This window comes from Altererythrobacter sp. H2 (assembly GCF_035319885.1).
GTDB lineage: Bacteria > Pseudomonadota > Alphaproteobacteria > Sphingomonadales > Sphingomonadaceae > 34-65-8.
Map to the genome: position 1 here is coordinate 2821961 of NZ_CP141285.1, position 12012 is coordinate 2833972.

The window sequence follows — 12012 nt, forward strand, 5'->3', positions numbered from 1 at the left end:
GAAAGGTGATCACGATGCCCAAGGCACTCAATCGCAAACTGGCAACCGCAATCGCCGTCTCGCTCGGGCTGTCGCTCTCGGCGTGTGGCGGAATGCCGACGAACCGCAGCCTCAATTCCACCAAGCAACCGGTGGTCGAGCGGACCAACTACACTCTCGATGTCCGCACCAGCGGCAACGGCCTTGCAATCCCCGAGCAGCGAAGGCTGGCCGGCTGGTTCGAGGCAATGGACCTGCGCTACGGCGACCGGGTTTCGATCGACGACCCGACCATGAGCGGCGCAACCCGTGATGCGATCGCGCAGATGGCGGCCCGCCACGGCATCCTGGTGAGCGAAGGGGCTCCGGTGACCCCGGGTTACGTCAACCCGGGCACGGCACGCGTCGTGCTGACCCGCTCGACCGCCTATGTGCCGGGCTGTCCCGACTGGTCGGCCCAGTCCGACATGAATTACAACAACGCGACTTCGCCCGGCTACGGATGCGCCATCAACGGCAACCTCGCCGCGATGGTCGCCAATCCGGAAGACCTGATCAAGGGCCAGTCCGGTTCCGGCGAAACGGTCGTGGCCACGTCGAACAAGGCGATTGGCAGTTACCGCGATCAGAAGCCGACCGGCGAAGGCGGCCTCAAGCAGACGTCGTCCGGCGAATAAGGGGAAAGTCGATGAACGCACCTTGGAAACCGAACGGGAACCGCGATCCCTTTGCCGCCTTCATCTGCGACGAGGCCGCACTGGACGTGCTGCGACCGGTCGTGATCGAAATGGGCTGGGCACCGGAAAAATGCGCCAAAGGCGGGTTGCGCAATGCCGTGCAGTCACTCTCCGTTGCCGCGAGCCCGAATATCCTGATGGTCGACCTGTCCGAAAGCGGCGATCCGCTCAGCGACATCAACGGCCTGGCGGAAGTCTGCGAACCCGGCACCGTGGTGATCGCCATCGGCCAGGTCAACGACGTGCGCCTTTACCGCGACCTGCTCGGCTCGGGCATTCATGACTATCTGCTCAAGCCGCTCTCGGCCGGGCAGTTGCGGGATTCACTGACGCAGGCGCAGGCCGTGTTCATGGCGCCGCGCGCCAACGATGGTGCCACCACGCGCCGCCACATCACCTCGGCGGTGATCGGCACTCGCGGAGGGGTCGGCGCGTCGACATTGGCAACGTCGCTTGCCTGGGCCTTCAGCAGCGATCACAAGCTGCCGACGGCGCTGCTTGATCTTGACGTCCACTTTGGCACGGGTGCGCTGGCGCTCGATCTGGAGCCGGGTCGCGGGCTGACAGACGCGATCGACAATCCCAGCCGCATCGACGGCCTGTTCATCGAACGCGCCATGATCCGCGCCAACGAGAACCTCGCCATCCTTTCGGCCGAAGCGCCGATCAACGCGCCCCTGATGACCGACGGTTCGGCATTCGTGCAGCTGGAGGAAGAGTTCCGCCAGGCGTTCGAGATGACGGTGATTGACCTGCCGCGCAATATGCTGGTCAACTTCCCCCACCTGTTCGCAGACGTAAACGTGGTGGTGCTGGCGGCCGAAATGACACTCGCCTCGGCGCGTGACACGATCCGCATCCTGTCGTGGCTGAAAGCCAATGCGGCGCACGCCCAGCCGATGGTGGTGGTCAACAAGGCGCAGACCGGGGCTGGTGAAATCAGCAAGGCCGATTTCGAAGCCTCGATCGAACGCTCGATCGACTTCACTGTCCCCTACGATTTCAAGGCAGCATCCAACGCCGCCAAGCTGGGCCAGACATTCCTTGAAGCCAACCGCTCATCCAAGGCCAGCTCGGTCATCCGGCAGCTTGCCGAACGGATCATGGGTGTGAGCGAGGAACAGGCCGACGCTGCGGTTCCTGCGGCCAAGAAGTCCCTCCTGGGCAGTTTCGACCTCAAGTCGCTGCTGGCCAAGAAGGACAAGAAGGCTGCTGTCACCCAGCCGGCACAGTGAGCAATCCGGCCACGGCCCCTTGCGGGCCGACCGGCCAAACCGATGACGTGACAAGGAAAGGCGGGACAAGGGCATGAGCATTTTCCAGCTCCTGCTGTTTGCAGGCGGACTGATGGCAGTGCTTGCGATCGGCTACGCGCTGCTGAACGGCCCTTCACCGGCCAAGGAAAGCCAGCGCCGCCTCAGCCAGCTGCGTTATCGCCATTCGGAAAGCACCGACGCCAAGGTCGAATCGCAGCTCAAGAAAGCGATTGCCGCGCGCAAGCCGACCATGCACCGGATCGCCGGATCGGAATCGCGCATAGCGGCCCTCGCAATCCGGCTGGACCGGACCGGCAAGAAATGGACCGTGTCGCAATATGCCTATGCCTCGCTCGGCGTGGGTCTGGGCGTGGCCGTGCTCATCTTCCTGCGCTCGGGTGCGCCGCTCCTGGCGCTGGGCGTTGGCCTGGTCGTCGGTGGCGGTTTGCCGCACATGGTGGTCAATCACTTCATCAAGAAGCGGACGGGGGACTTCAACGCCAAGTTCCCGGACGCGATCGAACTGCTGGTGCGCGGCCTGCGCTCGGGCCTGCCCGTGACCGAGACCCTGACCGTCGTTGCCCAGGAAGTGCCCGGCCCGGTCGGGATCGAATTCAAGGGCGTGGTCGAGCGGATCAAGATCGGCCGGACGATGGAGGAATCCCTCCAGGAAACCGCCGACCGCCTCAATATCCCTGAATTCAACTTCTTCTGCATCACGCTGGCCATTCAGCGCGAGACGGGCGGCAACCTGGCCGAAACCCTCTCCAACCTGGCCGACGTGTTGCGCAAGCGTGCGCAGATGAAGCTCAAGATCCGGGCGATGAGCTCGGAATCGAAAGCCTCGGCCTATATCGTCGGCTCGCTGCCTTTCATCGTCTTCGGCATGATCTGGTGGATCAACCCCAGCTACGTTGGCGGCTTTTTCGTGGACGACCGCCTGATTGTCGCCGGGCTCGGCGGCATGGTGTGGATGAGCATCGGGGCCTTCATCATGGCCAAGATGGTCAGTTTCGAGATCTGAGCAGGGACCGCGCGCAATGTTGAACCAGCAATCCGGCCCTACCCTTCTCGGCTTCGATGTCGTGCTGGTCGGCACGATCATGGCCGGTGTCGCCGCGCTTGCGGTGATGATGGCGATCTACGCCGCCGTGACCGTGCGCGACCCGATGGCCAAGCGCGTCAAGGCGCTGACTGACCGGCGCGAGGAACTGAAGCAGGGCATCGTCAAGAGCACCTCCCGCAAGCGCCAGAGCCTGGTCCGCAAGTCGGAAGGCACTGAGCGGATGAAGGACACGCTGGAGAGCATGAAGGTGCTCCAGCAAAGCCAGATCAAGGACATCCAGCAGAAGCTGGCCCATGCCGGCTACCGCAACCGTGAACTGGCGGTCTTCGTTATCGCGGCCCGGATTGTGCTGCCGATCGTGCTCGGCGCGCTGGGCTTCCTGGTTATCTACGTGATCGACTATTTTCCGGACTGGGGCGGGATGAAGCGGGTCTCGGGCATGGGGGCCATGCTGTTTGCGGGCTACAAGGGCCCGGAAATGTTCCTCAAGAACAAGTCGAACAAGCGGGTCGACGCGATCCGCAAGGGCCTGCCCGACGCGCTCGACCTGCTGGTGATCTGCGCCGAGGCCGGTCTGACCGTCGACGCTGCGTTCAACCGCGTGGCGAAGGAACTGGGCCGGGCCTATCCGGAACTGGGCGACGAATTCGCCCTCACCGCAATCGAACTGTCGTTCCTGTCCGAACGCAAGATGGCGTTCGACAACCTCGCCTACCGCGTCGATCTCGATGCGGTGCGCGGCGTGGTGACCACCATGATCCAGACGGAGCGCTACGGCACGCCGCTGGCCTCGGCGCTCCGGGTACTCTCCGCCGAATTCCGCAACGAGCGCATGATGCGCGCCGAAGAGAAGGCTGCCCGTCTGCCCGCGATCATGACCGTGCCGCTGATCCTGTTCATCCTGCCGGTGCTGTTCATCGTCATCCTTGGCCCGGCGGCCTGTTCGATTGCCGACGCCTTCGCCGACGACGGTCCGGCCAAGGCAGGGTAATCACCCGGCCAGTCTGCCGACAACCGATCCCGCCTCCGGTCAGCCGGCGGCGGGATCGTGCTTTGCGGCTTCCGCCAGGACAGCGGCCAGCAGGCGCGAGAAGGTGGCCCGTTCATCCGGAGCGAGCGTGGCGAACAGCCGCTGCTCCATCTCCAGCGCCAGCGGCATGATCCGGCCGTAGATGGCAGCCCCCGCGTCCGTCAGCACAAGGTGGTGCGAGCGACCGTCACGCGCGTTGGGTTCCCGCGCCAGCAGACCGCGCGCCTCCAGCGCCTTGCACGCCCGGTTGACCGCGACCTTGTCCATCACGGTCGCCTCGGTCAGTTCACGCTGAGTCAGAGCACCCCGATCACCGAGAACCGCCATCACCCGCCATTCGGGTATCTTAAGGCCGAACCGGGCGCGATAGACCTCTGCGATGCTGTTGCTGACCGCGTTGGACGCGATCGACAGCTGGTAGGGCAGGAAGTCGGCCAGCCGCAGCACGGCCTCGCGTGAGTCAGTCATGGGTCGTTTCTACGGCAACCGGTTGCGCTGGCAAGGGGTCTGGCCCGGTCCGGTCAGGCGTACCCCGGCTCGTCCCACCAGGGGTAGAAGTCGGGCATGTCGCCGCTGACCGTATCCGGATAGACCGGCGCGCGCTTCTCGAGGAAGCTGGCGATGCCCTCCTTCGCGTCGGCGCTGCGGCTGAGGCGGTAGATCGAGCGGCTGTCGATCCAGTGCGCCATCATCGGGTGCTCGGTCGCGGCCAGCCGCCACAGCATGGCCCGGGTCATGCTGACCGACACCGCCGAGGTGTTGTCGGCAATCTCGCGCGCAATCGCGCGCGCGGCATCCATCAGTTCGGCCTGCGGGTGGACCGAGCGCACCAGCCCCCGGTCAAGCGCCTCCTGAGCATCGAAGATGCGGCCCGTCATGCACCATTCGAGTGCTGTCTGGAGCCCCACGGCGCGCGGCAGGAACCAGCTTGAGCACGCCTCCGGCACGATCCCGCGCCGGGCGAACACGAACCCGAACCGGGCATTATCGCTGGCCAGCCGGATGTCGAACGGCAGCTGCATGGTCGCGCCCACGCCCACGGCCACCCCGTTGCAGGCCCCGATCAGGGGCTTCTTCGAGTTGAACAGCCGCAGGGTCAGCCGCCCGCCGCCATCGCGCACCCGCTCGTCCGACAGGTCGCTGACCGGGTTGGGATCGGAGAACACGTGCCCGCCGCCTTCCGGGGTCAGGTCCGCCCCGGCGCAGAACGCCCGCTCCCCATGCCCGGTCACGATCACCGCGCGCACGCTGTCATCGGCGTCGGTATCGTCCAGCGCGGCGCAGATCTCGTTCATCATCGTACCGGTGAAGGCGTTCATCTTCTCTGGCCGGTAGAGCGTCAGCGTGGCGATACCGTCGGCCTTGTCGAGCCTGATCTGGGTGAAGTCGGTCATGGAAGCTCCCCTCCGTTGGCCATGCTGCAACGAGACATGGACCACATGTTACACTGTCCTGGCACAAAAAAATCCGCCGCTCCCGATCCGCAAACTGGCGTTGCGGAAAGGAACCGGCGGATCGTCATTCAGCAATCCTAGCGGCACTGGCACCGGGTAGGAAAATCAATTCGCGCACCTCAGCGCGGGGCCATCCTGATGGCCCCGTCGAGGCGCACGTCCTCGCCGTTGAAATAGCCGTTCTCGATCATCGCCAGCGCCAGCTTGGCGTATTCGGTCGGCTCGCCCAGGCGCTTGGGGAACGGCACTGAGGCACCCAGCGCATCGCGCACGTTCTGCGGCGCGCCTTGCAGCAGCGGGGTATCGAAGATGCCGGGCAGGATGGTGTTGATGCGGATCGCCTCGCTGGCAAGATCGCGCGCAATCGGCAGGGTCATGCCGACGACACCGGCCTTCGATGCAGAATAGGCGACCTGGCCCATCTGGCCGTCTTCCGCCGCAACCGAGGCGGTGTTGACGATCGCGCCGCGATCTCCGTCTTCCTGCGGGTCCAGCGTCATCATCCCGGCAGCCGACATGGCGATGCAGCGGAACGTGCCGACCAGGTTGATCTGGATCAGCCAGTCAAACGCGGCGGGCGGATAGAACGCAATCGAGCCATCGTCCTTCTTGCGGCTGGCGGTCTTCATCGCTGCGCCTGTGCCGGCGCAGTTGACCAGGATCCGTTCCTGCCCGTGGGCTTCGCGCGCCTTGGCGAAACCGGCGGCCACGCTTTCGTCGCTGGTCACGTTGACTTCGCAGAACACGCCGCCGATTTCCTCGGCCACGGCCTTGCCCTTTTCTTCCTGCAGGTCGAAAATCGCGACCTTCACGCCCTTGGCGGCCAGCGCGCGGGCGGTGGCGGCACCAAGGCCGGACGCGCCGCCGGTGACGACCGCGGCAACAGTGTTATCGAGCTTCATCGGGTAGTCCTTTCAGGATTGGAAATCAGAGCGCCTCGACGATGGTGACGTTGGCGACACCGCCACCTTCGCACATCGTCTGCAGGCCATACTTCTTGCCGCGCGCGCGGAGCGCGTGAACCAGGGTCGCCATCAGCTTGGTCCCGCTCGCGCCGAGCGGATGGCCCAGGGCAATCGCGCCGCCGTTGACGTTGAGCCGCTCCGGATCAGCACCGGTATGCTTGAGCCATGCGAGCGGCACCGACGCGAACGCCTCGTTGACTTCGAACAGGTCGATCTGGTCGATCGTCATGCCGGCCCGCTGCAGCGCCCGGTCAGTCGCGAACAGCGGCTCTTCCAGCATGATGACCGGATCGCCGGCGGTGACCGTAAGGTTGTGGATGCGGGCCAGCGGGGTCAGCCCGTGGGCCTTGAGCGCGGCTTCGGACACCACCAGCACCGCGCTGGAGCCGTCGCAGATCTGGCTCGAGCTGGCCGCAGTCAGGGTGCCTTCGGGGTTGAGCAGCTTGACGCCGGAAATGCTTTCCAGCGTGGCATCGAAGCGGATGCCTTCATCGACCGTGTGCATCTGCAGGCCTTCAGGCGTTTCCACCTCGACCGGCACGATCTCGCCCTCGAACGCGCCCGCCCGGGTAGCGGCGATCGCCTTTTCGTGGCTGGAGAGCGCAAAGCGGTCAAGATCGTCCTTGGTGAAGCCGTGCTTCTTCACGATCATCTCGGCGCCCATGAACTGGGACCACTGGATGCCGGGATACTTTTCCTCCAGCCCGGGCGACTTGTAGTGGCCCAGCCCTTCCTTCATGTGGAACATGGCGTTGGTGCCCATCGGCACGCGGCTCATGCTTTCCACGCCAGAGGCGATGACCACGTCCTGCACCCCGCTCATCACCGCCTGGGCGGCGAACTGGATTGCCTGCTGGCTCGATCCGCACTGGCGGTCGATGGTGACGGCGGGGGTCGATTGGGGCAGCAGCTTGCTGGCAAGAACCGCATTGCGGCCGACCTGCATGGCCTGCTCGCCCGCCTGGGTGACACAGCCCATGATGACGTCGTCAACCGCCTTGGGATCGATGCCCGAGCGCGCGACGATCGCATCGAGCGACCGGGCCGCCAGATCGACCGGGTGCACCCCGGCCAGCTTGCCGCCACGGCGGCCGCCAGCGGTCCGCACTGCTTCAACAATATACGCTGTTGCCATCCTGCACTCTCCCACGGGTTTTGATTTGCCACCCGCCTAAGGTGACCTTACGTTTGCGTCAACTGACATTGTTGGGATGGGGCTGGCGCGCAGAACCATGCCGTCGCCCATGGGTGCCGATGTGGACTGCCGCACCCTTCAAGGCCCGCCACAAATGACTGTGTCCTTGACGCCACAGTGCGCCGGGCTTCCTCGGCAGGAACCGACAATCTCTTTGCAATGGCGCGCCATTTAAGGTGTTAGCCACCATCCAGCGCGTCGTATCCGTACGATTTCCTGTGGGATATCGCACGTGAACAGGCCGGAAATCCCGACGGGTGCTTGCCGCCCCGGGGTCGATGAAAAAAGTCTATAAAGAGGACTTAGCAATGAAACTCCAGAATCAACTGAAACTTGCCGCCGCACCGGTTGCGCTGAGCCTTGCGCTTATGGCGCAGCCGGCTTTCGCTCAGGACGCTGCCGCCGAAGAGGCTGCCGAAGAGGCTGCGCCCGCACCGGCCATCGTCGTGACCGGGTCGCGCATTTCCAACTCCAACCTCGAGCTGTCGAGCCCGGTGAGCGTTGTCAGCAGCGACGACCTTGAGCTTGCACAGACGAACGTCGCGGAAGAATTCCTGCGCGAACTGCCCTCGGCTGTTCCCAGCATCGGTTCGGCCGTCAACAACGGCAACGGCGGCGCCAGCTTCGTCAACCTTCGCGGCATCGGTTCGAACCGCAACCTCGTGCTGCTTGACGGTCGCCGCTTCACCCCGGCCGACACGACCGGCCGCGTCGACCTCAACAACATCCCGCTGGCGATCATCGAGCGCACGGAAATCCTGACCGGCGGCGCGACCACCACTTACGGTGCGGACGCGATCGGCGGCGTTGTGAACTTCATCACCAAGCGTGACTTCGCCGGTGTCGAAGCAACTGCCTCGCAGCAGATCACCGAGCAGGGTGACGGCAGCGTCTTCCGCGCCGACGTGACCATCGGTGCCAACTTCGATGACGGCCGCGGTAACGCTGTTCTCAGCGTCGGTTACCAGGATCAGGACGCCGTATTCCAGGGCGCCCGTGACTTCTCGCTGTTCAATGTCGGTTCCTTCAGCGGCGCAGCCGGCGGCTCGTCCGCAGCTGTTCCGTCTGTGATTGTCGGCGGCGGCGCCACCGGCCAGATCAATCCGGAAGGCACCGATGTCGTTCCGGACACGATCTACGACTTCTACAACTTCAACCCCTCGAACATCTTCCAGACCCCGTTCAAGCGGTACAACATCTACAGCGCCGCACACTACGAAGTGACGGACGATGTGGAAGTGTTCACCCAGGCCGTGTTCTCGAAGCAGACCGTTTCGACGATCATCGCCCCGGGCGGTTCGTTCTTCAACACCTACGCGGTGCCGCTGTCGAACCCGTTCATCCCCAACGCGATCCTCCAGCGCCTCTGCACCGGCGCAGGGCTTGATGCTGCCGGTTGCGCCGCTGCAGCCTCTGCCGATGGCCCGAACGCTGCCGGCTATCGCGAAGTGAACATCCAGGTGCGTCGCCGCTCGGTGGAAGCCGGTCCGCGTACGTCTGACTTCACCACCACCCTGTTCAACATCACGGGCGGCCTGCGCGGCAGCCTGACCGACAACGTGAACTGGGAAGTCTCGGGCACCTACGGCGAAAGCGAGCAGATGCAGCGCCAGGGCGGTTTCGCCCGCTTCAGCCGCCTGCAGAACTCGCTGCGTTCGTCCAGCCCCGACGCTTGCGACAGCGGCGCTGAAGGATGCGTTCCGATCAACCTGTTCGGCCCGGCCGGCACCATCACGCAGCCGATGATCGACTACGTGTTCAGCCAGCAGCAGCTGGTCATCACCGGCGCCAAGCTGCAGCAGGTTCAGGGCATCGTGAACGGTGACCTTGGCTTCGGCATCTCGGACAGCCCGATCGGCTTCGCTGTCGGCGCGGAGTACCGCAAGTACAGCGCGACCCAGCAGTCGGATGACGCCTCCAAGACCCCCGGCGAAGTTGTCGGCGGCGGCGGTGCGGCCCCGGACATCAACGGTTCGTATGACGTCAAGGACGCGTTCGGCGAACTCGTGATCCCGATCATCGAAGATTCGATCTTCCGTGAACTCACGCTCGAACTGGGTGCCCGTTATTCGGACTACTCGACCTCGGGCAGCGAATTCACCTGGAAGGCCGGCGGTACTTTCTCGCCGGTGGATGCGATCTCGATCCGCGGCAACTACCAGCGTTCCTCGCGTGCACCGAACATCGGCGAACTGTTCACTCCGGTCACCACCGGTCTGGATAACCTTGCTGTCGATCCGTGCGCCGGGGCTGCTCCGGTTGGTAACACCGCGCTTCGCTCGGCTTGCGTCGCTCAGATCGTCCGCGGCGGTGCTTCGCAGGCCCAGGCAGAAGCCTTCATCGGCTCGATCCTGCAGCCGGCAGCTGGCCAGATCAACGTGACCGGGGGCGGCAACCCGAACCTCGGCGTTGAAAAGGCAACCACCTGGACCATCGGTGCGGTCATCGAACCGATGCCCAACCTGTCGCTCACCGTCGATTACTTCAACATCAAGCTGACCGACGCGATCACCTCGCCGGCAATCAGCGACGTGACTGACGGCTGCTACGACTCGCCGACCGCAGACAATCCGTTCTGTGCCCTGATTTCGCGCAACCCGACCACGGGCGGCCTGGACGGTGCACCGAACGAAGTGCTCGGCCTGCTGCTCAACCTGTCGAACCTTGGCACGATCAAGACCGACGGTATTGACGCAAGCCTGCGGTACCGGACCGGTCTCACCGACACGATCGGCTTCCGCTTCTCGACCGATGCGACCTACACGTTCAAGAACGAGTTCGAAGCTACCCCGGGTTCGGGCTTCCGCGATTGCGTTGGCCTCTATTCGGTCAACTGCGCTTCGATCCAGCCGAAGTTCGTCGCCAACACCCGTGCGACCTTCACGTTCAACGACGTGCTCGATCTCTCGGTGGCATGGCGCTACATGGACGGCGTGAACTACGAGTTCGGCAATGCCTTCTCGGGCACGCTGCCGGCTTCGGTTGGTCCGATCGCAGGCCAGCAGGTCAACTTCAACGAGATCTCGGCCTACAACTACTTCGATCTGAGCGCCCGCTGGGCTGCGACGGAGAACTTCGAGTTCCTCCTGACCGTCCAGAACCTGTTCGACAAGGATCCGCCGCTGGTGGGTTCGGACATCGGTTCAACCGCGTTCAACTCGGGCAACACCTACCCGTCGTCGTATGACGCACTGGGCCGCCGCTATGCGGCTGCGGTGAAGCTCCGCTTCTAAAGCGGGCTTCGGCCAATAAAGAGGGGGCGGTGCGAAAGCATCGCCCCTTTTTATTTGCCCCCTCCCCGGCTATGCTGCCCCAAAGGAGGAATGGATGATGAAACGAACGATCGGCACCGGCACACTTGCCCTGGCTCTCATGCTTTCGGCGCAGGCCGGGTTCGCGCAAGACCAGCAACCCCGCGCCGCCGAACCTCCCAAGACGGCAAAAATCGAGGACAAGAAGCATCCCGATTACATGCGCTGCAAGACGGAATCGGTGATCGGATCGCGGGCCAAAACTCGCAAGGTCTGCCTGACCAACCGCCAGTGGGCCGAAGTTGAACGCGATAGCAGTTCGCTCGCCAACCGGATGGTCGAGGACAATCGCAGCCGTCCGGGCGGAAATTAGGCCTCACGCGATGTCGATGTGCCATCTCTTGCTGCGCACACTGGCTCCTCACGACGCCCGCAGCGCCTCGTGAACACCACACCCCCACCAGGAGCGGCGCAATGATGGACAGCGGAACCTTTCGGATCGCAGCAGCTCTCGCGGGGCTCACCCTGCTGCCAGTCGCAGCACCAGCCATTGCTCAGGATGCTCCGCAAACCTCGGATTACCTGGAACGTCTGAAGGGCTGCCAGGCCACCGCTGACCCCGCTGCCCGGCTGGAATGCTATGACAGCACCGTCAGCAACCTGGTGGCGGCAACCGAAGCGGGTGATGTCAGGCTGCTGGATCAGGAAGACATCCAGCAGACGCGGCGGCGGTTGTTCGGGTTCTCGCTGCCCCGCATCCGCCTGTTCGGCGGCAATGACGACGAACCTGACATGGCCGAAATCGAGATCCTCGAGTCCACCATAACCCGGGTCAATTACCTCAGTTCAAACGCTTTCACCTTCGCAATTGCCGACGGTGGCGCCGTTTGGCAGGTCAGCGGGGCCCCCGCCCGGCTTCGCCCGCCAAATGTCGGGGACGCGGTCACATTCAGGAAAGCCTCCCTGGGAAGCTACTTTATCCGCATTGACGGGCAGCTGGGCGTGAAAGGTCGCCGAATTCAGTGAGTTGAACGCGGGGGCTGCCAATACCGATATTGCCTGGCCTGTTGCACATTGGC

General features: G+C 64.1%; 11 protein-coding genes. 7 read left to right on the forward strand and 4 right to left on the reverse strand.

The window, feature by feature from the left end:
• Positions 1-14: 14 nt before the first annotated feature.
• The 4 genes from U4960_RS14020 (at position 15) to U4960_RS14035 (ending at position 4029) form a co-directional block, all read left to right on the forward strand.
• Positions 15-656, forward strand: a complete 642-nt coding sequence (locus U4960_RS14020) for a CpaD family pilus assembly protein (RefSeq protein ID WP_324261247.1) — start codon at positions 15-17, stop codon at positions 654-656.
• 11 nt (positions 657-667) lie between these two features.
• The gene (locus tag U4960_RS14025) at positions 668-1951 is read left to right on the forward strand and encodes a pilus assembly protein CpaE (protein ID WP_324261248.1); all 1284 of its coding nucleotides are present in this window, start codon (positions 668-670) and stop codon (positions 1949-1951) included.
• A gap of 73 nt (positions 1952-2024) precedes the next feature.
• Positions 2025-2996 (forward strand): type II secretion system F family protein, encoded by a 972-nt coding sequence (locus U4960_RS14030; RefSeq protein WP_324261249.1) that lies wholly within the window; start codon positions 2025-2027, stop codon positions 2994-2996.
• A gap of 16 nt (positions 2997-3012) precedes the next feature.
• Positions 3013-4029: a type II secretion system F family protein gene (locus tag U4960_RS14035; protein WP_324261250.1), complete on the forward strand. Its 1017-nt coding sequence runs from the start codon at positions 3013-3015 to the stop codon at positions 4027-4029.
• 39 nt (positions 4030-4068) lie between these two features.
• Here U4960_RS14035 and U4960_RS14040 read toward each other — a convergent pair whose 3' ends face one another.
• The 4 genes from U4960_RS14040 to U4960_RS14055 form a co-directional block, all read right to left on the reverse strand.
• The gene (locus U4960_RS14040; RefSeq protein WP_324261251.1) at positions 4069-4536 is read right to left on the reverse strand and encodes a MarR family winged helix-turn-helix transcriptional regulator; all 468 of its coding nucleotides are present in this window, start codon (positions 4534-4536) and stop codon (positions 4069-4071) included.
• A 53-nt stretch (positions 4537-4589) separates the two neighbouring features.
• Entirely contained in the window at positions 4590-5462 is an 873-nt protein-coding gene (locus U4960_RS14045) for a crotonase/enoyl-CoA hydratase family protein (protein ID WP_324261252.1), read from the reverse strand.
• A gap of 179 nt (positions 5463-5641) precedes the next feature.
• Positions 5642-6424, reverse strand: coding sequence for an SDR family NAD(P)-dependent oxidoreductase (locus tag U4960_RS14050; RefSeq protein WP_324261253.1), 783 nt, complete (start codon positions 6422-6424; stop codon positions 5642-5644).
• Between the two features lie 25 nt (positions 6425-6449).
• Positions 6450-7622, reverse strand: a complete 1173-nt coding sequence (locus U4960_RS14055; RefSeq protein WP_324261254.1) for an acetyl-CoA C-acetyltransferase — start codon at positions 7620-7622, stop codon at positions 6450-6452.
• Positions 7623-7990: 368 nt separating this feature from the next.
• Here U4960_RS14055 and U4960_RS14060 point away from each other — a divergent pair, with 368 nt between their 5' ends.
• The 3 genes from U4960_RS14060 (at position 7991) to U4960_RS14070 (ending at position 11959) form a co-directional block, all read left to right on the forward strand.
• Complete coding sequence (locus U4960_RS14060; protein ID WP_324261255.1) at positions 7991-10915, forward strand: TonB-dependent receptor domain-containing protein; 2925 nt, start codon at positions 7991-7993, stop codon at positions 10913-10915.
• Between the two features lie 94 nt (positions 10916-11009).
• The gene (locus U4960_RS14065) at positions 11010-11306 is read left to right on the forward strand and encodes a hypothetical protein (protein WP_324261256.1); all 297 of its coding nucleotides are present in this window, start codon (positions 11010-11012) and stop codon (positions 11304-11306) included.
• Between the two features lie 101 nt (positions 11307-11407).
• Positions 11408-11959 (forward strand): hypothetical protein, encoded by a 552-nt coding sequence (locus U4960_RS14070; protein WP_324261257.1) that lies wholly within the window; start codon positions 11408-11410, stop codon positions 11957-11959.
• The last annotated feature ends 53 nt before the right edge of the window (positions 11960-12012 follow it).